This window comes from Anaerococcus sp. HMSC075B03 (assembly GCF_001815585.1).
In the GTDB taxonomy this organism is placed as follows: domain Bacteria; phylum Bacillota; class Clostridia; order Tissierellales; family Peptoniphilaceae; genus Anaerococcus; species Anaerococcus vaginalis.
In genome coordinates this window covers 105212-128644 of sequence record NZ_KV821198.1, presented here as the reverse complement: position 1 = coordinate 128644, position 23433 = coordinate 105212, and the positions used below count along the sequence as shown (strand labels likewise).

Here is a 23433-nt window from a genome sequence, read left to right as displayed (position 1 = left end):
TTGTTTTAATTTTCCTTTGCTGCCCAATATGAAACTGAACCAGGTCCAACATTAAAAATTCCGTTTCCATTTTCATCGATTGTAACTTCGTTTTTGTTGTTGCCTGACAAATCTATATAGGTTTTTCCAGCTTCTTCTTCGCCTACAAACATTTGTTTTTCAGCCATATCTCCTATGGAAATTAAAACTGCAAGAGAAGATGTATCAGAATCTGTTCTTCTTACCCAACCTACAACTTGGGGATTATCAAAATAATCATCTTGATCGCCATAAGAATATTTTTTTCTCACATCAAGCATCTTATCTATCATTTCTTTTAATGGATCTTTTTTGATTTCTCCTTTTAGTCCATAATAATCTCCTGCAAAAATACAAGGATAACCATCTTTTCTAAATAAAATCAAGGAGTAGGCGATTTCTTTAAACCAATCTTCAACCCAGGAATCCAATGACTGACCTGGTTGGGAATCGTGATTGTCGACAAAGGTTACTGCTTGGAGGGGATGATTTTTGACAATTGTATTATTAAAAATATTTCTCATATCATAATTTCCGTTAGATTTACTAGCTTCTTCAAAGTGAAAATGAAGTGGCACATCAAATAAGTCTATTTTCCAATCAGTATCGTCCAAATATCCATCAATTTGACCTTCGTCATATTGCCAATATTCCCCGAAAAGATAAAAATCATCTTTCTTTTTTTCCATTATATGATTTGATAAATCATAAATAAATTCATCAGATATGTGTTTTAATGCATCATACCTAAAACCATCAACCCCAGTTTCTTCCATAAACCAATCAACCCATTTGAAAATTTCTTCTCTTACTTCCGGATGGGAATGGTCTATGTCAGCGTTCATAAGATAATCAAAATTTCCTTTTTCATCACTTACGCCCTCATCCCAATATTTTCCTTCTCCAAGGACTCTAAAAATTGCTTTTGTGTCGGTGTTTGAATCGTAATCAACGCCTGTAAAATGATAATAATGCCAAACAAAATCAGAATATTTGCCAGATCTTCCTGGAAAATCAAAACCAGTCCAAGCTTTTATTTTCATATCTTCTGATACGTCTTTTTCTCTGTTATTTTGATCTACCATTCTCGCCATAAATTCTTCTTCAAAATCGGCGTTTCCCTTGTGATTTAAAACAACATCAGCATAAACTTTTATATGGTTTTTGTGAAGCTCATCAATTGCCTCTAACAATTCTTTTTTCGTTCCATATTTGGTTCTGACTGTGCCTTTTTGGTCAAATTCTCCCAAATCCCACAAGTCATAAATTCCATATCCAACATCTTGGTCGCCCCCGCCCTTACACATTGGCGGAAGCCAAAGAGCATCAATTCCTGCATCCTTTATTTTCTTTGCATTTTCTTTCAAAAAAGCATAATAGCCTCCGTCAGCGGGACTGTCCCACTCGAAGGCTTGCATCATAACATCGCTCATTTATTTTTCCCCTTCAACGATGGCAATTGATGCTGAACAACCAAGTCTACTTGCTCCAGCATTTATCATCTCCATTGCCTCATCATAGGTATGGATTCCTCCACTTGCCTTAACTCCCATTTCTTCCCCAACAGTTTTTCTCATAAGAGCCACATCTTCTTTTGTAGCTCCACCCGTAGAAAATCCTGTAGAAGTTTTTACAAAATCTGCACCAACTTCTTTGGAAAGCTCGCACACTTTAATTTTTTCTTCATCATCAAGTAGGCAAGTTTCAATAATAACTTTTAAAATTTTATCTCCACAAGCTTTTTTAACTTCTTTTATATCTTCCAAAACGTAAGCATAATCTTTATCTTTTAATCTTCCTACATTAATTACCATATCAATTTCATCAGCGCCGTTTTTAATAGCATCTTCTGCTTCAAAAACTTTAGCCTTTGTAGTCATTGCCCCCAAAGGAAAACCAATAACAGATGTAATTCTAATATCCTTATCCATATCTCTAATCATAGAAACATAAGAAGAATTTACACAAATTGATTTAAAATTATATTCTAAAGTTTCCTCTACAATCTTTTTAACTTCATCTTTTCTTGCATCAGCTTTTAATAAAGTGTGGTCAATATATTGATTAATTTTCATTTTTTTCTCCTTTATAATCGATTAGGGCAAGACTAATATCGTCATCTTGTTCGCCCCAAGTAAATTTTTCTAAATCCTCTAAAATAGAATCAAGATTATTTTTATTTTTTAATTTTTCCATCAATCTTTCAACAGAATACTCGTTTTTTTCAATATCCTTACTTTCAATAACACCATCAGTATAAAATAAAATCCTGTCTTTAGGATGAAGTTTAATAGTAACTTCTTGGTAAATATTTTGCTCAATAATATTAGAAATCATCCTACCAGAAACAACAAGTTTATTTACACGATTTTTATTTTCAATAAGATGAAGAGGTGGGCAATTATGTCCAGCATTAGAAAAAGTAAGGCTATCATTTAGGCTATCAAAAATTCCAACCCAAACTGTAAAATACTGGGATGAATTCATATCAAGTTTTACAAACTTTTCCCTAAGTTTTTTCAAAACTTGACCTGGAGAATAATCACTATGTCGTTCAAAAATTCCGCTTATAGATAATTTTACAAACATGGTCATAATAGAAGATTTAACCCCATGACCCATAACATCGGCTATATAAAAGGCATACCTATTTTCATCAACCTTAATAATATCAAACAAATCCCCCGAAAGATCATTTGATGGAATATATCTTCCCTCAAGCTTTATATCCCCATAAGTTTTATTTTTTGGCAAAATACTTGCTTGAATTTTTCTAACAAATCTAATATCTTCAAGCATCTTTCTATTTGCATTAAAAAGGTCAACTTTCATCCTAGATTCGCTAGTTATATCCCTATAAACTTCAATAATTCCCATAAATTCATTGCCATTATAAAGGGGAGAAGATTTAATAGAATAATATTTACCATTAATGAGTTTTTCTTCTTCAATTGTAGTATTTTTAAAAATATCAGCCTTTTCACTAAGTTTTTCTATATCAATATTTTGCTCAATGAGTGACCTGTCAAGATGAATATCTCGTTTCATTTTTTCATTAATAAAAACAAGCCTACCATACTTATCAAGTATCCTAACCCAGTCATCCATTGAGTTTAAGACATAGAAATTATCATCCCTAAATTTTTCTATATTCGCCTTACCCATAAGAACCTCTTTATAAACATTTATTCTCTTTTTATGGTAACATTTATAGGATATATTTTCAATTAATTAAGTAAACTAATGAAATTTTTATTAAAAAAATTATTAACAAAAACTAAAATTTAAAGAAATTATCGATAAAAAGAAAGGCAAAATTAAAAACTAAATCCAAAAATAAAATCCATAATAAAAATCTAAATCAAATACAAAACAAAATTCATTATAAATTTCTACATCAAATACAAAACAAAAATCAAAATTCAAAAGCAATACTATAAAATATCAATAAAGCATTGAAAACTTCACATAAAATCTAAAAAAATTTTTAAATTCCATTTAGAAAAAAATTAATTAACTTATTTAAATACATTGATAATGAATCTATATATCATTAGCCAATCTATATTAAAAATTTATATTAATTTAAAATTCCTTTTACAAAAAAATAAATTAACTTATCTAAGTCCGTTGATAATGAATCTATATTTCATTTGCTAATCTATATAAAATATTTATATTAAATTTAAAATACACAAAAATTTTCATTCTAAAATAGAAGACTACTATCCAAAAATAAAAATCAAATTTTAATTCTTCATTTTATTTTGAAAATTAAAAATTACCACAAAAAAAGCACCTTATTTTCATAAGATGCTATAGAGTAAGTTTATTATACAAGTTCTATTATTGCTCTTTCAGAACCATCGCCTCTTCTTGGTCCTAATTTTAATACTCTAGTATATCCACCGTTTCTATCTTCATATTTTGGTGCAATTTCGCCAAATAATTTTTGAACTGTAGATGGTTTGTATATATATTGAGCTGCTTGTCTTCTTGTGTGAAGTGTATTTTTCTTACCTAATGTAATCATACGATCAGCCATTTTTTGAGTTTCTTTTGCTCTTGTTAGTGTAGTAGTAATTCTACCATTGTCTAACAAAGAAGTTACTTGATTTCTAAGTAGGGCATTTCTATGATCTGTTCTTCTACCAAGCTTTCTTTTATTAGCCATCATATCCTCCTATTCTTCTCTTAAACTAAGTCCTAAACTGTGGATTTTATCAATAACTTCTTCTAGTGACTTTTTACCGAAGTTTTTGATATCCTTTAGCTCAGATTCACTTTTTTCTATTATCTCACCAACAGTATTATATCCTGCTCTTTTTAGACAATTGAATGATCTTAATGAAAGATCTAATTCCTCAATAGTTTTTGATAATTCCATTTGATTATTATCTTCTTCTTCGATTTCTTCAATTTCTTCTTCCTCATCTTCTGGTGGGAATTGTTGACCTGGTAGGTCTTTGAAAAATCTTATATCTTCCATCAAAATTGAAGCGCCTTCTGATAAGGCTTCTTGTGGAGTGATTGTTCCATCTGTCCACACTTCAAGAATTAGTTTATCATAATCAGTAGACTCACCTACTCTAGTATTTTCAACTGTAAAGTTTACACTTTTTACTGGTGTAAATGATGAATCTATAGCTATTGCTCCTATTGGGTCAGTATCCTTTTTGTTTTGTTCAGCTACCCTATATCCTTTACCATCTGTAACGTCAAGGGCAATAAACAATCTTCCTTTATCATTAACTGTTGCAAGATAATGATCTGGATTTGCCACTTCGATTTGGGCATCTGTTTTTATATCTTTAGCTGTAACAATTTTAGGTCCTTCTATATCTAAAAATAGTGTTAGATCTTCTTTAGTATGTTTTTTAATATCAATACCTTTGATATTTAATATTAATTCAGGTACATCTTCTACAACTCCAGGAATTGTGGAAAATTCGTGTAGTACCCCGTCTATAAGAATCTTTGAGACGCTAGAACCAGGTAAGGATGATAAAAGCATCCTTCTCATACTGTTTCCTATGGTTGTACCATAGCCTCTTTCGAGTGGATATAGGACAAATTTACCGTAATTAGTTTCTTCGTCTATATCTAAAATTTCAATCTTTGTATCTAATTTTTCTATCATTGTATCTCCTTAGTTCTAACAATTTAACTAATTCTATTTAGAATAGAACTCAACAATCATACGTTCTTCTACAGGTATATCAATATCTTCTCTTGTTGGGAAGTTTGTAACTTTTACCTTTAAGTTTTCTAAATCTGAATCTAACCATGAAACTACTCCAAATGATTGGTTTGTTTCTTTTATAGCTTTAAATAATTGGCTTGATCTAGATTTTTCTTTTACTTCAATAACATCTCCTTCGTTTACAAGAATTGATGGGATGTCAACACTTTTTCCATTTACTAATAAATGTCCATGTGTTACGATTTGTCTTGCTTCTCTTCTAGTTCTTGCAAGTCCAGATCTAAATGCTATATTGTCAAGTCTTCTTTCACAAAGGATTATTAGGTTTTCACCTGTTTGTCCTTGCATTTTTGAAGCTTTTTCATAATAACTTCTAAATTGTTTTTCACTTACTCCGTAGATGAATTTAGCTTTTTGTTTTTCCCTTTGTTGCATACCATATTCACTAAGTTTTCTTCTTTGATTAGAGTTTGTTCTTTTAGATTCTCCTGAGTAACCTAAGTATGCTGGGCTGATTCCTAAGCTTCTACATCTTTTAAATATTGGATCTCTGCTTACTGCCATAGTTTCTCCTTATTAAACTCTTCTTCTCTTAGGTGGTCTACAACCATTGTGAGGAATTGGTGTTACGTCTTTTATCATTGTTACTTCAAGTCCTGCTGCTTGTAAGCTTCTGATTGCAGATTCTCTTCCTGAGCCTGGTCCTTTAACAAATACTTCTACACTTTTTAAACCATATTCCATAGCTTTTTTTGCTGCTTCTAAAGCTGCTTCTTGTGCTGCAAAAGGAGTTGATTTTCTTGATCCTCTAAAACCTAATTGTCCAGCACTTGCCCATGATAAGGCATTACCTTGTGCATCTGTCAAAGTTACCATTGTATTATTGAATGTTGAATTGATATGAGCTTGTCCTCTTTCGACATTCTTTTTAACTCTTCTTCTACCTCTTTTAGCAGAAGATTTTTTAGTCTTTGCTGCCATATCTCCTCCTAATGTCTTCCTTTTCTAGTTCTTGCGTTATTTTTTGTATTTTGACCTCTTACAGGTAAACCTCTTTTGTGTCTAATTCCTCTGTAGCAATTAATTTCTCTAAGGTTTCTAATATTCATAGATACTTCACGTCTTAAATCACCTTCGATTGTATAGTCGTCTAATATCTCACGAATTTTTCCTAGTTCTCCTTCTGTAAGGTCTTTCATTTTTGTATCAGGATTAATTCCTGCTTTTTCCAAAATTTCTTGTGCTGAAGATTTTCCTATACCATAAATATAAGTCAATCCAATTTCTGCTCTTTTTTCTCTAGGTAAGTCTATACCAGCTATTCTTGGCATCTAATACCTCCTTAACCTTGTCTTTGTTTATGTTTTGGATTTTCGCAAATTACCATAACTTTACCGTTTCTTTTGATAATTTTGCATTTATCACACATTTTTTTTACTGATGCTCTAACTTTCATTATCGTTCTCTCTTTCTTTATCTACACTTTTAGATTTAAAATAACAAGAAAAAATCGTAGATTTTCTATTGTTATTTGCGTCTCCAAGTAATTCTGCCTTGAGTAAGATCGTATGGAGATAATTCTACTGTTACTGTATCTCCTGGTAATATTCTAATGTAGTTCATTCTAAGTTTGCCTGAAATATGTGCTTGTATTTCATGGCCATTTTCTAGTTCTACTTTAAATATTGCATTTGGTAGAGCTTCTTTAACTACTCCTGTTACTTCTATAGCATCTTTTTTTGACATCGATAAAATCTCTCCTTTTCTTTTATTTTGATCTATTAATGTCTGATTGATTCTTTTTAACAACAAGACATAATCTAGATATCTTTAATGAAAGACTCTATCTTTATCTCGTTTTCGATTTTGTAATTCATTGAAAAATTTAGCATATTTGTTAATATTTTTTATTTTATTTCTCTAAACTTTTTTTAATTTGATCAAAAACTTCTTCAGGAGTTTTTGCACCGTCAATAGTAACTAATATACCTTTTTTGTTGTAGTAATCAATCAAAACTGATGTGTGCTTGTTGTAAACATCAAGTCTTTCTTTAACTGCAGCTTCTGTGTCATCTTCTCTTTGGATTAATTTTTCTCCTGTTTCATCATCAATTCCTTCAACTTTTGGTGGGTTGAATTTTATATGATAAACTTTTCCGGTTGACACATTTACTCTTCTTCCAGATATTCTTTCAATAATTACATCTTCAGGCACATTGATATTTATTACCTTATCAATCTTATTATCTCTTTTTTGCATTCCTTCATCAAGTGCTTCGGCTTGAGTAATATTTCTAGGAAATCCATCAAGTAGTATGCTTTTTCCATCTTCTACTTTGTCTAAGGCATCCCAAACTAAATCTATTGTTAATTCATCTGGAACTAATTGGCCTTTGTTCATATATTCTTTTGCCTTAGCTCCCAAAGGTGTGTTATTTTTTATATTTGTTCTAAATATATCACCTGTTGATATTTGAACTGCATCTAATTCTTTTATTAATTTTTCTGCTTGTGTTCCTTTTCCGGCTCCTGGAGGGCCTAACAATATGATATTCATAATATTACCTATTTAAAAATCCTTTATAGTTTTTCATAGTAAGCATTGCTTCTATTTGTTTCACTGTTTCAAGTATTACACCAACAACGATTATTACTGAACTTCCTCCAAAGGATAAGTTTAGTCCTAAAAATCTTGATGATAGTGCTGGTACTATTGTAAGTAGCGCTAACGAAATAGCACCAATAAATGTAATTTTATTTCCTACTTTTGCTAGGTAGTCGCTAGTTGGTTTTCCTGGTCTTATTCCTGGAATAAAACCACCATTTTGTTGAAGTTGTTTTGCATATTCAACTGTATTAAATTGTATCATGTTGTAGAAATAAGCAAATACTAATATTAATACTGCTTGAACAACAAGATAAATTACAAAACCATAAGTTGATTTGCTAAAGAATTGATTCAATCCTCCATTAGCATTTCCCATAAATAATGAGATTGTTGATGGAATTGCTAATACTGCTGAAGCAAATATTATTGGCATTACTCCGCTCATATTTACTTTTACTGGTATATGAGTTGATTGTCCGCCATACATTTTTCTTCCAACTACTCTTTTTGCGTATTGGACTGGTATTTTTCTTTCGCCTTCTGTAATTTTTACTGTAAATACTACTATAAAAATTACTACAAGTGCCATGATTAAAATTGAAATCCATGTAATTGTATTGTAATGAAGACCAGTCTTCCAAGTTTTTAATGTTTTAGGTACATTTGCAATGATACCCATAAAGATTATAATTGATACACCATTTCCTATTCCTTTTTCTGTTATGGTTTCTCCCATCCATGTAACAAGCATTGTTCCACCGATTAGAACTACATTCATAACTATTTTTTGGAATGGTGTTGCAGATGATAAAGCTGCTCCATATAATCCGTTTGTTATTGCTATAGCTTGAAATATTGCAAGAAATATTGTCATATATCTTGTATATTTTTGTATAGTTTTTCTTCCTGCTTCGCCTTCTTTTGTTAGCTCTTCAAGTCTTGGAATTACAACTGTTAATAATTGCATTACGATTGATGCTGTAATGTATGGTTGGACTCCAAGTGCAAATATTGATAGGGTTGAAAGTCCACCACCTGTTAGCATATTTAAATAATCTACAAGTGTTCCTTCCATTCCCTTATATGCTGCTGCTAACTTTTGTGCATCTATAAATGGAATTGGGATGTTATTTCCTAATCTATATATTAATAACATCACTAGAGTGAAGTAGAATTTTTTTCTTATTTCTTCTTCACCCCAAGCTCTCTTTAGCGTATCTAACATTAGATCACCTCAGCCTTTCCCCCTTGGGCTGTGATTTTTTCTTCTGCAGATTTTGTAAACTTGTGAGCTTTTACTGTTAATTTCTTTGTGATTTCGCCATCGCCAAGAATTTTGATTCCAGCTTTTGCTTTATTTTTATTTAAAATTTTATTTTCAAATAGTAGTTCAGGTGTAACTTCTGTACCGTCTTCAAAAATATCTAAATCACATACATTTATTGTTTCGTATTGTTTTCTATTGATATTTTTAAATCCTCTTTTTGGAAGACGTCTAAATAATGGCATTTGGCCACCTTCAAATCCTGGTCTAACTCCGCCACCGCTTCTTGAGTTTTGTCCGTCTTGACCACGACCTGCTCTAGTTCCGTTTCCACTTCCTGGACCTCTACCTTTTCTATTTTTTGTTTTTAGCTTTTGGTTAGGTTTTAAATCGTGAAGTTTCATTTTACACCTCCTAGCTTAATTCTTTAACTTCCAACATAAATGGAATTTTATTTATCATTCCTCTTAATGCAGAATTGTCTTCTCTAACTACTGTTTGACCAATCTTTTTAAGACCTAGTGCTTTTGCTGTAGCTATTTGATCGTCTTTTCTGCCTATGAAGGATTTTTTTAATTTGATTTCAACTTTTGCCATAGAATACTCCTTAATAATCGAATTCTTCTATTGATTTACCACGTAATCTTGCAACTTCTTCTACTGTTTTCATAGAAGCAAAAGCTTTTAAGCAAGCATTAATGATATTTTTTGGATTTGATGAACCTAAGTTTTTAGCTCTGATGTCCTTGTATCCTGCAAGTTCACAGATAGCACGAACTGGTCCACCAGCTATGATTCCTGTACCTTCTTTAGCTGGCATTAATAGTACAGATCCTGCACCTTTGTTTGCCAATATTCTGTGTGGAACTGTAGTGTTTACTATAGGAACTGTAACCATGTGTTTTTTTCCATCTTCTGTAGCTTTTCTTATAGCTTCAGGAACTTCTGTAGCTTTTCCTGTTCCTACTCCTACATGTCCATTTTGATCTCCTACTACCACTAGGGCAGCAAATCTCATGTTACGTCCACCTTTTACAGTTTTTGCAACTCTATTTATACTAACTACTCTATCTTCGAGGTTTAGTTTGTCTACATCTTGTTTTAATAAATACATCTAAATCCTCCCTCGTTAAAACTTAAGACCATTTTCTCTTGCTGCTTCAGCTAGGGCTTTTACTTTTCCGTGATAAAGATATCCGTTTCTATCAAAAACAACCTCTTCGATTCCTTTATCAAGTGCAACTTTTGCTATCATTTCGCCAACTTTTGTGGCAGCTTCTATATTTGCACAATTTTCTAAACCTTCGTTTACTTCTTTTTGTAATGTATTTGCACTTGCAAGTGTTACTTGTGCATCATCATCTATTAATTGTGCGTATATATTAGTATTTGATTTGTAGACACTAAGTCTTGGTTTTTGAGCAGTTCCACTGACTTTATTTCTAACTCTATATTTACGAGTTTTTAATCTTTGCTCTTTTGTTTTTTTAGCCATTATTGCCCCCTACTTACCTGTCTTACCAACTTTTCTTCTAATATGCTCACCTTCGTAACGGATTCCTTTACCTTTGTATGGTTCAGGTTTTCTCCAGTTTCTAATGTTTGCTGCATATTGTCCAACAAGTTGTTTATTGATTCCTTTTACAACGATAGTTCTATCGTTAGGAACTTCTACTTCAATTCCTTCAGGATCGTCCATTTTAACTTGGTGAGAAAATCCTAGATTCATTACTAAGGTTTTACCTTGTTTTTGGGCTCTATATCCTGTTCCTTCTATTTGAAGAGTTTTTTGATAACCTTCTGTTACTCCCAAAACCATATTAGCAATTAATGATCTGTAAAGACCATGTTCTTGGTTTTCGATTTTTGTAGGATTTTCAGAAGTCATTACTAATAACTCGTTTTCTTCTTGTTCAAGTTTCAAGTTTTTTGATACTAATTGAGAATCTTCACCTTTTGGTCCTTTAACTGTAACCAAATTGTCTTTAACATCAATAGTTACTCCAGAAGGGATTTCAATTGGTTTTTTACCTATTCTTGACATTTATTCCTCCTTACCATACATAACACATAACTTCGCCGCCGACATTTAATTCTCTTGCAGCTTTATCTGTTAATAGTCCTTTTGATGTTGAGATTATTGCAATTCCAAGTCCATCTAAAACTTTTGGTACTTCATTTGCTTTTACATAAACTCTTAATCCTGGTTTAGAAATTCTTCTAAGTCCTGATATAACTTTTTCGCCTTCTTCTGCGTATTTTAAGTCTATTGTAAGAATACCTTGCTTATTGTCTTCTTCTACATCAAATCCTTTGATGTAACCTTCGTCTAATAGAATTTGAGCAATAGCACGTTTCTCATTAGAAGATGGTAAGCTTACAGATAAATGATTAGCTTTGTTACCATTTCTTATTCTTGTTAGCATATCCGCAATTGGATCTGTCATCATAATTATTTTCCTCCTAACTTACCAGCTTGCTTTTCTTACTCCAGGAATTTCACCTTTGTTTGCGAGCTCTCTAAAGCATACACGGCAAATACCGTATTTTCTTAATACAGAATGTGGTCTTCCACAAATCTTGCATCTTGAATATGCTCTTGTACTATATTTTGGCTTTCTTTTTTGTTTCGCAATCATTGACTTTTTTGCCATTTTTTGCTCCTTTATTTTCTGTAAGGCATTCCCATTAATGTTAAGAATGCTTTAGCTTCTTCATCAGTTTCTGCTGTTGTTACAAATGTAATATCCATACCATGTAAGAAATCAACATCATCATAGTTAATTTCTGGGAATATTAATTGTTCCTTGATTCCTAATGAATAATTTCCTCTTCCATCAAATGAATTTGGATTAATTCCTCTGAAGTCTCTAACTCTTGGTAGAGAAATTGAAATTAATTTATCCATGAAATCATACATTTTTTCTCCTCTAAGAGTTACCTTTGTACCTATTGGTTGGCCTTCTCTTAGTTTGAAGTTTGATACAGATTTTTTTGCTTTTATTTCAATTGGTTGTTGACCTGTAATAAGTGCAAGTTCATTTTTTGCCTTGTTTAAAATGTTTTTGTTATCTTTAGCTTCGCCAAGTCCGATATTTATAACAATTTTTTCAAGTTTTGGCACTTGCATTAAGTTTTCATAACCGAATTGATCCACAAGTCCTTTAACAACTTCTGATTTATATTTTTCTTTTAATCTACTTGTCATAATTACTCCTTTTGGATCTAATCGAATTTTTCGTCAGTTTTTTTGCAAACTCTAACTTTTTTTCCATCGATTATTTCAGTTGATGTTCTTACACCTTTTTTCAAGCTTTCTGAGTATAGTAGAACTTTTGATGCTGAGATTTTTCCTTCTCTTTCAAATCTTCCACTTTCTTCTCCCATTTGTCTTGCTTTTTGGTGTTTAGTTTGAATGTTTGCACCTTCAACTATTACTCTATTTTCCTTAGGAAATGCTTTAATAACTTCTCCTACGTGTCCTTTGTATTCACCTGATATTACTTGGACTTTATCGCCTTTTTTAATATGCATTTAATCCTCCTATAATACTTCCGGTGCAAGTGAGATAATTCTCATGAATCCTTCATGACGAAGTTCTCTTGTTACTGGCCCGAATATACGAGTTCCTACAGGTGATTTGTCATCTTTTACTATTACAGCTGCGTTGTCATCAAATTTTATATATGATCCATCGCTTCTTTTAACTCCTCTTGAAGTTCTTACTATAACAGCTTTTACAACTTCACCTTTTTTTACCGCTCCACCGGGTGTTGCACTTTTAACTGAACAAGTAACTATATCCCCAATGTTTGCGTATCTTCTTCCGGCTCCTCCAAGAACTTTGATAACTGAAAGTTCTCTTGCTCCGGAGTTATCTGCTACTCTCATACGAGATTCTTGTTGTATCATAATAATCTCCTTTACCTAATTAAGCACGAACCGCAGTTTCGTTAATTTTAACTAGTCTCCATCTTTTTGTCTTTGCTAATGGTCTAGTTTCCATTATTGTTACTGTATCGCCAACTCTAGCTTCATTGTTCTCATCGTGAGCTTTATATTTCTTACTTACTTTTAATCTTTTCTTGTATACAGGGTGTTGGATTTTTGTTTCAACTTTTACTGTGATTGTTTTATCCATCTTATCTGATACAACTACTCCTTGAACGGATCTTCTACTATTTCTTTCCATCAAGTTAAGCCTCCTTATTTATATTGAGCTTTCTCTCTGTTTGGATTGTTTTTACTCTAGCTATATCTTTTTTAACATTTCCAATAGCAGCTGGGTTTTCAAGTTGACCTGTAGCCATTTGGAAACGAAGATTAAATAATTCAGATTGTAAATCGAAAAGTTTTTTATTTAATTCGCTTTCACTTAATTTTCTGATTTCTACTGCTTTCATTAAGCTTCCTCCACTTCTTTGACCTCAAGCCTTTTAACGAATTTTGTTTTGATTGGAAGTTTTTGTGCTGCAAGTCTCATAGCTTCTCTTGCTACTTCTTCGCTTACTCCACTCATCTCAAACAACATTCTACCTGGTTTTACTACTGCTACCCAATATTCTGGAGCACCTTTACCAGATCCCATTCTTACTTCTGCTGGCTTCTTTGATACTGGTTTATCTGGAAATACTTTTATCCAAATATTTCCGCCTCTTTTTATATATCTTGTCATAGCACGTCTTGCAGCCTCTATTTGGTTTGCTGTAAGCCATGTGCTACCAAGTGATTGTAATCCGTATTCACCATAAGAAAGTGTATTGCCTTTTTGGGCTTTACCTTTCATTCTTCCTCTATGTTGTCTACGATATTTTACTCTTTTAGGCATTAACATAATCTTGTTTCCTCCTTGAGATAATAATCTTATCTATCGTTATTTCTTCTATTTGGACGTCTTTTCTTATTTCTTCTGTTTTGCTTTGGTTGTTTGATGTCTGGAATTCTTTTTGCTTTTTCTCCAGGAAGAACTTCTCCTCTGTTTATCCAAACTTTACATCCGATTTTACCGTATTGGGTATCTGCTTCTGCAAAACCATAATCAACATCTGCTCTTAGTGTTTGAAGTGGTACTTTTCCTTCGTTGTATCCTTCACTTCTTGCCATATCAGCTCCACCAAGTCTACCAGATACTTGTGTTTTAATTCCTACAGCTCCAGCTCTCATTGTTCTTTGAACTGCTTGTTTCATAGCACGTCTAAATGTGATACGATTCTCAAGTTGTGCTGCAATATTTTCAGCTACTAATTGGGCATCAACATCTTGGTTTTTAATTTCTTCAACGTTTATGATTACTCTTTTACCTGGAGCGATTTTTTCAACTTTTTTCTTTAATTCTTCAACTCCTGCTCCGCCCTTGCCGATTACCATTCCTGGTTTTCCGGTGTAAACTGAAACTTTTATATTATTTACCGCTCTTTCAATTTCTATATCAGAAATTCCAGCATCGTAAACTTCTTTTTTAACTAATTCTCTTATCTTATGATCTTCTACTAAAAGTTCAGAAAAGTCTTTTTTATTTGCATACCATTTAGAGTCCCATTCTTTAATTACGCCAACTCTAAAACCTTTAGGATTTACTTTTTGACCCATTATTATGCCTCCTCTACTTCTTCTTGTGTAAGAACTACGCCTATGTGAGATGATCTCTTAAGGATTGGATAAGCTGCACCCTTTGCCTTAGGTCTCCATCTTTTCATAGTTGGAGCGTCGTTTGCGAAGGCTTTTTTTACAATAAGATTTTCTCTAGATAATCCGTTATTGTTTTCTGCATTTGCTATTGCACTTTTAAGTACATCTGAAAGTAGTCTAGCACCTTTTTTATTTGTAAATCTTAAAATATTAAGTGCTTCGTCTACTTGTTTACCTCTAATTTCTCTACATATATAATTAACTTTAAGAGGAGATATTCTTACATATTTAGCTGTTGCTTTAACTTCCATTTATACTCTCCTAACTTAATTTTGATTTCATTTCTGTTGCTTTTTTAGCATGGCCTTTGAAAGTTCTTGTTGGAACGAACTCTCCAAGTTTATGTCCAACCATATCTTCTGTTATATATATTGGAACATGCTTTCTACCATCGTGAACTGCTATAGTATGTTCTACAAATTCAGGAAATATTGTAGAACGTCTTGACCAAGTTTTAACTACCTTTTTGTCATTTTTTTCATTTAATGCTTCAATTTTTTTCATTAAATGTTCATCGACAAAAGGTCCTTTTTTTAGTGATCTAGCCATTAAATCCCCCTATTTTTCGTTTCTTCTTCTTACTATATATTTAGAAGATTTATTTTTCTTTTTTCTTGTTTTAAGACCAAGTGCTGGTTTACCCCATGGTGTTGATGGTGCTGGTCTTCCTACTGGTGTTCTACCTTCACCACCACCGTGTGGATGGTCTACTGGGTTCATTGCTGATCCTCTTACGTGTGGTCTTTGTCCCAAGTATCTTGTTTTTCCAGCTTTACCAATTCTTACTAATTCGTGTTCAATGTTTCCAACCATTCCGATTGTTGCTTTACAATCATTGTGGATTAGCCTTGTTTCTCCACTTGGTAATTTTACTGTTGCAAATCTTCCTTCTTTAGCCATAAGTTGAGCAGAAACTCCTGCACTTCTTACAAGGATTGCTCCTCTTCCTGCTTTAAGTTCGATATTGTGGATTTGTGTACCTACTGGAATATCTTTTAATTCAAGTGCATTACCTGGTTTAATATCTGCTTCTTTTCCACTTTCAACTACATCTCCAACTTTTAAATTTCTTGGAGCAAGTATATATCTTTTTTCTCCATCAGCATAAGCTAAAAGAGCAATATTTGCTGATCTGTTTGGATCATATTCAATAGCTTTTACTCTTGCTGGTATATTATCTTTGTTTCTTTTGAAATCAATGATTCTATATTTTCTTTTAGCTCCACCACCTCTATGGCGAACTGTTATTCTACCAGTATTGTTTCTTCCACCTGATTTTCTTAAATCAGTTGTTAGAGATTTTTCTGGTGCTTTTTTTGTAATTTCACTGTATGTCATAACAGACATATTTCTGTGTCCGTTTGATGTTGGTTTTAATTTTCTTATAGGCATTTAAATCCTCCCTACATTCCGTCGAAGTATTCAATTGCTTCAGAATCTTCAGTTAATGTAACATAAGCTTTTTTCCAATCAGCTTTTTTACCATAACCATATCTAGTTCTAACTTTTTTACCAGTAAAGTTTAAAGTTCTTACTTTTTTAACTTTTACTCCTTCAAAGATAGTTTCGATTGCGTGTTTGATTTCTGCTTTGTTTGCATTTTTGTCTACTTCAAAAGTGTATTTATTTTCTTCAATTAATTCCATACTTTTTTCAGTAATTATTGGTCTTTTTACTATATCGTAAGGTGATTTCATTATATAAATACCTCCTCAAGTTTGTTTATTGCATCTTTTGTAATAACAAGTTTGTCATGTCTTAAAAGATCATATACATTGATTAAGTTTGCTTTCTCTACGTTACATCCTTCAATGTTTCTAAATGATCTATAAACTTTGTCATCATTTTCAGCAATAACTACATAAGCTTTTTTGTTTGCATTAATGTTATTTAAAATTTCATTAGCTTCTTTAGTTTTGTATGAATCAAGTTTTAATTCATCAAGTACGATTAATTCATTATCATTTACTTTTGAAGTTAAAACTGAGTAAAGAGCTTTTCTTCTCATTTTCTTAGGAATTTTGTAGCTATAGTCTCTTGGCTTTGGTGCAAATACAATTCCACCGCCTGTATAGTGAGGAGCTCTTATAGATCCTTGTCTAGCTCTACCTGTTCCTTTTTGTCTAAATGGCTTTCTTCCACCACCTCTTACTTCTGCACGAGTCTTAGCGGATTGTGTGCCTTGTCTTTTATTAGCTAGTTGGTTTTTAACTGTATCATAAACAGCTGTTTCAGCAATTTCTGCTGCAAAAAGAGTTTCATTCAACTCGATTTCACCAACATTTTCTCCTTTAATATTTAAAACTTCTACTTTAGGCATTTATTCCTCCTTATTATAGGCTCTTTGTTGCTTGTTTAACTTGAACAAGTCCACCTTTTGGTCCTGGAACTGCGCCTTTAACTAGGATGTAGCTGTCTTCTGTGTTTACTTTAACAACTTTTAGGTTTTGAACTGTTACACGTTCATGTCCCATTTTTCCAGAGCCTTTTCTACCTTTGAACACTCTAGCCGGATCAGAACCTGCTGCTCTTGCTCCTGCTACTCTGTGTGATTTAGAACCGTGGCTTGCTGGTCCTCTTCCATAATTCCATCTTTTGATAGCACCTTGTGTTCCTTTTCCTTTTGAAATAGCAGTAATATCTACTAATTCGCCTTCTTCAAATTGGTCAACACTAAGTGTATCTCCAGGATTTAATTCAGATTTTTCATCAAGTCTAACTTCTCTTAAAAATCTTTTATAAGAAGCGCCAGCCTTGTCAAAGTGTCCTTTGATAGGTTTTTTTACATTTTTTTCTTTTTTGTCATGATAACCGATTTGTATTGAATTGTAACCATCAACTTCTTCTGATTTAACTTGAACAATTACGTTCTCATCAGCCTTAAGTACAGTTACAGGTGTAACAACACCATCTTCATCAATGACTTGAGTCATGCCTACTTTTGTTGTAAATATACTCTTCATTTGAGTACCTCCTTAATTACAGCGGATTGATCCAAAATTATTTGGAAAACCTTCAATCATTCTAATTACAGTTTTATTTCAATGTCAACACCAGCTGGTAAATTTAGTTTCTTTAAAGAATCTAAAGTTTTTGCATTTGGTCCAATGATGTCGATTAATCTTTTGTGTGTTCTTTGTTCAAACTGTTCTCTTGAGTCTTTGTATTTGTGAACCGCACGAAGAATTGTTATTACTTCTTTTTCAGTTGGTAATGGAATTGGTCCACTTACTTTTGCTCCTGATCTTTTTACCGCTTCAACGATTTTCTCTGCAGAGCTGTCAATTATTTCATGATCATATGCTCTTAGTCTAATTCTTATCTTTTGATTAGCCATTTTTCCTCCTTTTGATGTGCCACCCTACCGGGCGTTTAATTATATTTGGAAAGCACTAGAGATTATTCTCTAGCTTGCTTGGTGGAAATTACCTTCCACATCTGGCTTAGTGTGAAAGCAACCTCCCACTTCATAGCACTTAAACATGATACAACAATTCATAAGAAAAATCAAGTGAATTTCCTAATTTTTTTAAAAAATTTTCAAGCATTTTCTTATAATTTTTGTACCAATCCGTTTTATTATATATGCCAAAGTGAAAATTTGCAAATTTTTATTTCTTACCTTATATATAGGAGATAAAAATAGAGAGTAAAAATTTTTTAAAAAAATTTTTCTACAACAAATCCAATAAAATCTATGTAGCATATTTATATAGCTAAAACGATAAGATTTATTATTTTTCTATATCAGTATATCTATGAATATAATCTTTTTCTTTTCTGTTTTTAAATCTCTCTACTATATTCTTTATATTCCCTTCTTAATAAATTATAAAATATTATTGTTTGTTTATTTTTTAATTCCTTGCTTATATTTAATTTAATTTTTCAGGTTATTTTCCTATTACAAGAGCAAAAGTTATTATTTATATTTTAAAGAAATAATTTTTTAAAACTAGTCCAAATTAACTTAAAAAAATTTTACAGTTAAACTAATTTATTTGAATTCCAATTTACTATATGTACACATGTTATGCATATCAATTTTGTTATTCAAAGAAACTTATTTACAACCCGAAATATTTGTACTATGATGCTAATAATAAGTTAATCAAGTGTTATATCATTTTAAGCTCTTAATACTGCGAATACCTTTACTTATTTCTACCTAAGTTAAATATATAAATTACTTATTTTCGAATGTTGAAAATTTTAATCATAATAAAAATGTTGCATTTTTAATAAGCTTAATATTTTTAATATTAGATTCATATATTAAAATTAAAAACAATCAAAGAGGTGAATTATGATACCATTTAATATATCAGAACAACTTATGTTTAATACTGTACGATTAGAGACTAAAGATGGTTCTTCTGGGACAGGTTTCTTTTTTGATTTTATATTTGATGATATTCGTGTTCCAATATTAGTTACAAATAAACATGTCTTAAATTACAATAAATCTGAAAATATAACATTTTATTTACACCTAAGAGAAGGTAGTGTTAACGAAACAATCGAAAGTTATCCTATAACTTTAACATCAGATTGGATTTTCCATTCAAATCAGGATCTATGCTTCACATTTATTAATCCAGTTTTTAAAGAAGTAAAGTCACGAACAGGTAAAGATGTATATTATGTTCCCGCTGAAGAAAGTATAATTCCAGATGAAGAAACTTTAAATAATCTATCTGCACTTGAAGAAATAGTCATGATTGGTTACCCAATAGGATTATGGGATAAGATAAATAATTATCCGATTTTTAGAAAAGGATATACATCTTCTCATCCTTCATATGATTTTAATAAAAAAGGAATTGCATTAGCTGACATAGCTGCATTTTCTGGTTCCTCAGGTTCTCCAATCTATATTGTAAATGAGGGAAGTTACAAAAATAAAAGTGGTGGTATAATCTTAGGGCAGAATAGGTTAATTTTCTTAGGAGTTTTATTTGCTGGTCCAACTATAAATACTAATGGTGAAATTGTTGCTATAGATATTCATACACAACAAAAAATAATAAGCAAGACTTCAATAATGACAAATTTAGGTTACTATATTAAATCTAATGAACTACTTAAATTTAAAAATATAATAAGGAATAAATTAATAAATTTAATTAAATACAAAATATACTTAACGCTTATAACTTTAATATGAAACTCAGTAAGTACACATACATTTTCTAAAAATTAAATGGAGCAGACCTTTACGGAATGCTCCATTTAATTTTAATTTAATAAATTGAATTTTTCTGACCTTAATGCTATATTATATAAAATTATGAAAGTCGTCATTGAAAATATTGATTAGAATTACATAATTATTCTGTTTACATCCACTGAATTTTTTTAAATATATTTTATAAAGAAATTCCTAATTGTCTCATCATGTCAAATAAAGTAATATATTTTACATCAAAAGCTTTAGCAACATCCGGTATTTTTGCTGATCTATTAGGTGTTTTTTTACTTAAACCACCTGAAGGAGACTCTAAGGTTACAATAGTATAATTGTTCGACTTTGCTGCCGCAATCAACCAAGGATCTGCGATATTTGTAGGAGCCCACTCCATCAACGCGCTCTCTTTATAAAATCCACATGTCTGAATATACTTTAACACAGATTGATAGTTATCAATAACAGACTTAGTTTTATGGTGACAAACATCAATTATATTTTCATTATCCTTTATCCATTTTGTAAGCTCATCATCACCATTTAAAACTTCATCTTTAATCTTATCTAGCAAAACTATCTGTTTTCTTTTAAATGCACATGCCACATTCTCCCAAAATGATGGAGCAATATCAAATCCATAGTATAATCTATACGGCGTCATTAGAGCATTTGCATCAATCAAAAATGTCTCTGAAGTATTTACCAATTGCTTACACCCCCTACTTTATTAACAACATTAGGAAATGTTTTTTTATTTGTATTGGTTAATCTAAAGGCTTCTGTATAACTAGTTCTCCCAATTGAAATACTTTCGCAAATAGCTCGAACTAGACTTTTATCCAATCTACTTGCAATAGTGCTATAATAATTTCCGCCTTTACCACTCTTATTTTTTTTGTTTTTATTGTATTTATCTATCATATAATCTGCCATTTTTTTGTAAGTAGAAAAATCAATAAATTTATTATCAAAAGCTCTTCTAGCAATTACAGTAACACCACAATGGAATACTCCCGCTATTTCGGAAAATTTATTATAATCATTTTTAGTAGTTTTTAACTTATTCCACTCAATTATAAATTCTTCATTAGGAACTAATAACTCAGCAGCCACTGCATTACATAAAGTTTCTACAGAAGATACAACAGTATCAGTATTTTGGCGATCATTAAATAAATCACTTGTTCCCAAAGCAATATGGGTAGCTTCATGTAATAAGGAAAATAGCCTTGCACCATGTGTATCTGATGCATTGATAAATATTAGAGGTGCCCAATCGTTAGCCATTGCAAATGCTCGAAATTCATTTGTATTCAAAGTACGATGTGTATTATTCCTTACAACTCCATTCATCATTACGACAACACCCGTTTGATTTAATAAATTTCTCCAATATTTAAAAGAATCTGTAACACTATCAGTACTCTTGTACCATTTTATAGGAGTTTCAAGATAAGATCTTATTAATTTTGCAATTTCAATTGGGTTATCTTGTTCCTTAGATAGACCAAGAAAAACACATTTATCAAATCCCATTTCTTGTCGATATGTTGCCATCCAATCCTGAATTGTTTCCATCTCAAAAACAGTATCGATAAGATCTCGGCTAGGATCTATTAAATCAACGCTATCTATCGTTCTATAATCAATTAAATTTATTTTCTCCTTTGGTGGTTTTTCTAAGAAAAAATATCCCAAAGGAATGCAAGACTTTTTACTAAACTCTTCAATCTGATTAAATGTAGGACTCTTCGTACCATCAAGCCATTTAATAATATTTTCAAGCAATTTTCCATCTATATTTTCTTTATTTGTCTGATTTAATGCCCAATTAATAATTTCAGGTTGAATATCAACTGCTATACTTGACATAAATTTACCTCCTTCCATTACTTCTTAATGACATTATACCATTTATTATATATTTAAAATTACTAATTTAAAAAATCAATATATTTTTTCTACTCTATTTGTTTTCTTTTAAATTATTGAATTAGCTTTCATTTATTCATTATCCTATAGATTTAATAATCTTATTAATAACAGTTTTATACTATGTATAATTACTAACTATTCTATTAGTTTTTACAATATTGATTACTAGATGCTTATAAAAACTATAATTCATATTCATTGATTTAAATTCAAATCGTATTTGCTTTGAGTCGTTTCATTTTTTTATATTTTTATTTACATAATATTCTATTGGATTTTTTAATTTATTTTCAAAATATTTTTGGTAGCTTTCTAATATTTTTAATCTTTCTTTTTCGTATGGTATTTTTTTGTATTTTTCTTTTAAATATTTTTGATATTTTTCTATTCCTATATATTTATCTGTGATTGAATTGTCTAGCACTTGGATTAGTTTGTCGTAATCTGTGTAAGTATGGGATAGGAGAAAATTTTTTATTATTTTTTTATCTTTTTCTTCTAGATTGTCTTCTCCTACAAATGAATCTATATCTTTTATTATAAAGGAATGGCTAATATTTGTTTTTGCCGGAAAAAAATATGATTCTTTTCTTAAAATATAAAATCCTCTTATATTTTTTTCTAAATTGTTTTTATTTTCTTTTTTTCCAATTTCAAAAAGTGAGCCACAAGCAAAGGCTATGTCTTTGTCTAGTCCTAATTCTTTTGCCATCATTTTTGCTGTTTTGCCTATAATTTTTGATCTTCTTACCCAAGCTCCTATATTTTGGTTATCTTCTATTAAATAATAATTTATTTTGTCTTTGTTTGGAATATTTCCGTAATTTTCTTTATACATTTCTTTTTACTATCTTTCCGTAGGTATAAATTTTTTTGTCATCGTCTACAAATCTGTATGAAATTTCATTTTTGTTTTTAGAATTTTGTCCAAGTATATATTTTTTATCTCTTATTTCATTTTTATAAACTATATTTATAAATTCTATATCTTGGTCTTTGACTTTTGTAATTTCTCTTAATAAATCCATGTATGATGCGTTATTCACATGATAATTTGTGTCTATGTCAGCATATCTTATTTGAATTTTTTCTAAATTTGTAAATTCATCTCCATATTCGTGTGATTTTTCTTCATATATGGCTTTTTCTTTTTGGTAGGCTTTTGCTATTTCTTTTGGAATTTTTATTGGTCGCATTTTTTTAAGGTCAAAAAGCAAAAACACGCAATAGGCTTCTACAATTTCTTCATTATCTCTTTCTATGATAAAGTTTCTGTAAGCGTAGAATTTTTTCATATCAATAGCAAAGGTGGTAATTTTTATTTTATCTTTTGCTTTTATGGGCTTTTTGATTTTTATATCCCAAGAATAAACTATCCACCTCTTATCTTCCATAATTTTTTCATCTTCTACTTCTTGTGCCTGATCAAATGATACTTCAAACATTAAAGACAAAAGATATTTATTTTTTAAATATCCCTCGCTATTTGCAAGAAATCTTTCTACTTCAAATTCTTTTGTTTTTCTCAT

At 31.0% G+C, this 23433-nt stretch carries 38 protein-coding genes; 1 reads left to right on the top strand and 37 read right to left on the bottom strand.

The window, feature by feature from the left end:
- Positions 1–5: 5 nt before the first annotated feature.
- The 33 genes from HMPREF3045_RS07385 to rpsJ form a co-directional block, all read right to left on the bottom strand.
- Positions 6–1451: an alpha-amylase gene (locus tag HMPREF3045_RS07385; protein WP_070738302.1), complete on the bottom strand. Its 1446-nt coding sequence runs from the start codon at positions 1449–1451 to the stop codon at positions 6–8.
- Complete coding sequence (gene deoC / locus HMPREF3045_RS07380; RefSeq protein WP_070738300.1) at positions 1452–2093, bottom strand: deoxyribose-phosphate aldolase; 642 nt, start codon at positions 2091–2093, stop codon at positions 1452–1454.
- Entirely contained in the window at positions 2083–3183 is a 1101-nt protein-coding gene (locus tag HMPREF3045_RS07375) for a PP2C family protein-serine/threonine phosphatase (RefSeq protein ID WP_070607409.1), read from the bottom strand. The genes deoC and HMPREF3045_RS07375 overlap by 11 nt, the downstream gene beginning before the upstream one ends.
- Positions 3184–3850: 667 nt before the next feature.
- Positions 3851–4192 carry a 50S ribosomal protein L17 gene (gene rplQ, locus HMPREF3045_RS07370; RefSeq protein WP_004838127.1) on the bottom strand — a complete coding sequence of 114 codons (342 nt, stop codon included), beginning with the start codon at positions 4190–4192 and terminating at the stop codon, positions 3851–3853.
- A 9-nt stretch (positions 4193–4201) separates the two neighbouring features.
- Positions 4202–5158 (bottom strand): DNA-directed RNA polymerase subunit alpha, encoded by a 957-nt coding sequence (locus tag HMPREF3045_RS07365; RefSeq protein WP_019118177.1) that lies wholly within the window; start codon positions 5156–5158, stop codon positions 4202–4204.
- A 33-nt stretch (positions 5159–5191) separates the two neighbouring features.
- The gene (rpsD, locus tag HMPREF3045_RS07360; protein ID WP_004838125.1) at positions 5192–5785 is read right to left on the bottom strand and encodes a 30S ribosomal protein S4; all 594 of its coding nucleotides are present in this window, start codon (positions 5783–5785) and stop codon (positions 5192–5194) included.
- A 12-nt stretch (positions 5786–5797) separates the two neighbouring features.
- Positions 5798–6202, bottom strand: a complete 405-nt coding sequence (gene rpsK / locus HMPREF3045_RS07355) for a 30S ribosomal protein S11 (RefSeq protein ID WP_004838124.1) — start codon at positions 6200–6202, stop codon at positions 5798–5800.
- Between the two features lie 8 nt (positions 6203–6210).
- A complete protein-coding gene (gene rpsM / locus HMPREF3045_RS07350) occupies positions 6211–6552 on the bottom strand; it encodes a 30S ribosomal protein S13 (protein ID WP_004838123.1) in 342 nt (113 codons plus the stop codon).
- A gap of 11 nt (positions 6553–6563) precedes the next feature.
- Positions 6564–6677 (bottom strand): 50S ribosomal protein L36, encoded by a 114-nt coding sequence (rpmJ, locus tag HMPREF3045_RS07345; protein WP_004818043.1) that lies wholly within the window; start codon positions 6675–6677, stop codon positions 6564–6566.
- A gap of 71 nt (positions 6678–6748) precedes the next feature.
- Positions 6749–6967 (bottom strand): translation initiation factor IF-1, encoded by a 219-nt coding sequence (infA, locus tag HMPREF3045_RS07340; protein WP_019118178.1) that lies wholly within the window; start codon positions 6965–6967, stop codon positions 6749–6751.
- 166 nt (positions 6968–7133) lie between these two features.
- Positions 7134–7778, bottom strand: coding sequence for an adenylate kinase (locus tag HMPREF3045_RS07335; protein ID WP_070607404.1), 645 nt, complete (start codon positions 7776–7778; stop codon positions 7134–7136).
- A 4-nt stretch (positions 7779–7782) separates the two neighbouring features.
- On the bottom strand, positions 7783–9054 hold the full coding sequence (gene secY / locus HMPREF3045_RS07330) for a preprotein translocase subunit SecY (protein ID WP_004838120.1): 1272 nt from the start codon (positions 9052–9054) through the stop codon (positions 7783–7785).
- Positions 9054–9497: a 50S ribosomal protein L15 gene (gene rplO, locus HMPREF3045_RS07325; protein WP_004838119.1), complete on the bottom strand. Its 444-nt coding sequence runs from the start codon at positions 9495–9497 to the stop codon at positions 9054–9056. The genes secY and rplO overlap by 1 nt, the downstream gene beginning before the upstream one ends.
- Positions 9498–9507: 10 nt before the next feature.
- Positions 9508–9690 carry a 50S ribosomal protein L30 gene (gene rpmD, locus HMPREF3045_RS07320; RefSeq protein ID WP_004817749.1) on the bottom strand — a complete coding sequence of 61 codons (183 nt, stop codon included), beginning with the start codon at positions 9688–9690 and terminating at the stop codon, positions 9508–9510.
- 10 nt (positions 9691–9700) lie between these two features.
- Complete coding sequence (rpsE, locus tag HMPREF3045_RS07315) at positions 9701–10207, bottom strand: 30S ribosomal protein S5 (protein ID WP_004838117.1); 507 nt, start codon at positions 10205–10207, stop codon at positions 9701–9703.
- 15 nt (positions 10208–10222) lie between these two features.
- Positions 10223–10588 carry a 50S ribosomal protein L18 gene (rplR, locus tag HMPREF3045_RS07310; protein ID WP_004838116.1) on the bottom strand — a complete coding sequence of 122 codons (366 nt, stop codon included), beginning with the start codon at positions 10586–10588 and terminating at the stop codon, positions 10223–10225.
- Between the two features lie 9 nt (positions 10589–10597).
- Positions 10598–11137, bottom strand: coding sequence for a 50S ribosomal protein L6 (gene rplF / locus HMPREF3045_RS07305; protein ID WP_004838115.1), 540 nt, complete (start codon positions 11135–11137; stop codon positions 10598–10600).
- Positions 11138–11147: 10 nt separating this feature from the next.
- A complete protein-coding gene (gene rpsH / locus HMPREF3045_RS07300) occupies positions 11148–11543 on the bottom strand; it encodes a 30S ribosomal protein S8 (protein ID WP_070607398.1) in 396 nt (131 codons plus the stop codon).
- Between the two features lie 18 nt (positions 11544–11561).
- Positions 11562–11747 (bottom strand): type Z 30S ribosomal protein S14, encoded by a 186-nt coding sequence (locus HMPREF3045_RS07295; RefSeq protein ID WP_004838113.1) that lies wholly within the window; start codon positions 11745–11747, stop codon positions 11562–11564.
- An 11-nt stretch (positions 11748–11758) separates the two neighbouring features.
- Positions 11759–12301 carry a 50S ribosomal protein L5 gene (gene rplE / locus HMPREF3045_RS07290; RefSeq protein WP_004838112.1) on the bottom strand — a complete coding sequence of 181 codons (543 nt, stop codon included), beginning with the start codon at positions 12299–12301 and terminating at the stop codon, positions 11759–11761.
- A 17-nt stretch (positions 12302–12318) separates the two neighbouring features.
- Positions 12319–12627, bottom strand: a complete 309-nt coding sequence (rplX, locus tag HMPREF3045_RS07285; protein WP_004815475.1) for a 50S ribosomal protein L24 — start codon at positions 12625–12627, stop codon at positions 12319–12321.
- 9 nt (positions 12628–12636) lie between these two features.
- Positions 12637–13005, bottom strand: coding sequence for a 50S ribosomal protein L14 (rplN, locus tag HMPREF3045_RS07280; protein ID WP_004815474.1), 369 nt, complete (start codon positions 13003–13005; stop codon positions 12637–12639).
- A gap of 19 nt (positions 13006–13024) precedes the next feature.
- Positions 13025–13285 carry a 30S ribosomal protein S17 gene (rpsQ, locus tag HMPREF3045_RS07275; protein ID WP_004838111.1) on the bottom strand — a complete coding sequence of 87 codons (261 nt, stop codon included), beginning with the start codon at positions 13283–13285 and terminating at the stop codon, positions 13025–13027.
- Between the two features lie 4 nt (positions 13286–13289).
- Positions 13290–13496, bottom strand: coding sequence for a 50S ribosomal protein L29 (gene rpmC / locus HMPREF3045_RS07270; protein WP_004838110.1), 207 nt, complete (start codon positions 13494–13496; stop codon positions 13290–13292).
- A complete protein-coding gene (gene rplP, locus HMPREF3045_RS07265) occupies positions 13496–13927 on the bottom strand; it encodes a 50S ribosomal protein L16 (RefSeq protein ID WP_004838109.1) in 432 nt (143 codons plus the stop codon). The genes rpmC and rplP overlap by 1 nt, the downstream gene beginning before the upstream one ends.
- Positions 13928–13956: 29 nt before the next feature.
- A complete protein-coding gene (gene rpsC, locus HMPREF3045_RS07260) occupies positions 13957–14682 on the bottom strand; it encodes a 30S ribosomal protein S3 (protein WP_004815467.1) in 726 nt (241 codons plus the stop codon).
- Positions 14683–14684: 2 nt separating this feature from the next.
- Positions 14685–15032 carry a 50S ribosomal protein L22 gene (gene rplV / locus HMPREF3045_RS07255; protein ID WP_004838108.1) on the bottom strand — a complete coding sequence of 116 codons (348 nt, stop codon included), beginning with the start codon at positions 15030–15032 and terminating at the stop codon, positions 14685–14687.
- Between the two features lie 10 nt (positions 15033–15042).
- The gene (rpsS, locus tag HMPREF3045_RS07250; RefSeq protein WP_004838107.1) at positions 15043–15330 is read right to left on the bottom strand and encodes a 30S ribosomal protein S19; all 288 of its coding nucleotides are present in this window, start codon (positions 15328–15330) and stop codon (positions 15043–15045) included.
- A 9-nt stretch (positions 15331–15339) separates the two neighbouring features.
- The gene (gene rplB / locus HMPREF3045_RS07245) at positions 15340–16173 is read right to left on the bottom strand and encodes a 50S ribosomal protein L2 (protein ID WP_004838106.1); all 834 of its coding nucleotides are present in this window, start codon (positions 16171–16173) and stop codon (positions 15340–15342) included.
- A gap of 11 nt (positions 16174–16184) precedes the next feature.
- The gene (gene rplW, locus HMPREF3045_RS07240; protein WP_004838105.1) at positions 16185–16478 is read right to left on the bottom strand and encodes a 50S ribosomal protein L23; all 294 of its coding nucleotides are present in this window, start codon (positions 16476–16478) and stop codon (positions 16185–16187) included.
- Positions 16478–17101: a 50S ribosomal protein L4 gene (gene rplD, locus HMPREF3045_RS07235; protein WP_004838104.1), complete on the bottom strand. Its 624-nt coding sequence runs from the start codon at positions 17099–17101 to the stop codon at positions 16478–16480. The genes rplW and rplD overlap by 1 nt, the downstream gene beginning before the upstream one ends.
- 13 nt (positions 17102–17114) lie before the next feature.
- Positions 17115–17744, bottom strand: coding sequence for a 50S ribosomal protein L3 (gene rplC / locus HMPREF3045_RS07230; RefSeq protein WP_004838103.1), 630 nt, complete (start codon positions 17742–17744; stop codon positions 17115–17117).
- Between the two features lie 65 nt (positions 17745–17809).
- Entirely contained in the window at positions 17810–18118 is a 309-nt protein-coding gene (gene rpsJ, locus HMPREF3045_RS07225) for a 30S ribosomal protein S10 (protein ID WP_004815458.1), read from the bottom strand.
- Between the two features lie 969 nt (positions 18119–19087).
- On the opposite strand from rpsJ, the gene HMPREF3045_RS07220 reads away from it, so the two are divergent.
- A complete protein-coding gene (locus tag HMPREF3045_RS07220) occupies positions 19088–19948 on the top strand; it encodes a serine protease family protein (protein ID WP_070607393.1) in 861 nt (286 codons plus the stop codon).
- Between the two features lie 202 nt (positions 19949–20150).
- Here HMPREF3045_RS07220 and HMPREF3045_RS07215 read toward each other — a convergent pair whose 3' ends face one another.
- The 4 genes from HMPREF3045_RS07215 to HMPREF3045_RS07200 form a co-directional block, all read right to left on the bottom strand.
- Positions 20151–20675, bottom strand: a complete 525-nt coding sequence (locus HMPREF3045_RS07215) for a DUF4411 family protein (RefSeq protein ID WP_083306983.1) — start codon at positions 20673–20675, stop codon at positions 20151–20153.
- Positions 20669–21841, bottom strand: coding sequence for an ImmA/IrrE family metallo-endopeptidase (locus tag HMPREF3045_RS07210; protein ID WP_070607390.1), 1173 nt, complete (start codon positions 21839–21841; stop codon positions 20669–20671). The genes HMPREF3045_RS07215 and HMPREF3045_RS07210 overlap by 7 nt, the downstream gene beginning before the upstream one ends.
- A 298-nt stretch (positions 21842–22139) precedes the next feature.
- Positions 22140–22742, bottom strand: a complete 603-nt coding sequence (locus HMPREF3045_RS07205) for an HD domain-containing protein (RefSeq protein ID WP_070738299.1) — start codon at positions 22740–22742, stop codon at positions 22140–22142.
- Positions 22735–23433, bottom strand: a complete 699-nt coding sequence (locus HMPREF3045_RS07200; RefSeq protein ID WP_070738297.1) for an acyl-ACP thioesterase domain-containing protein — start codon at positions 23431–23433, stop codon at positions 22735–22737. The genes HMPREF3045_RS07205 and HMPREF3045_RS07200 overlap by 8 nt, the downstream gene beginning before the upstream one ends.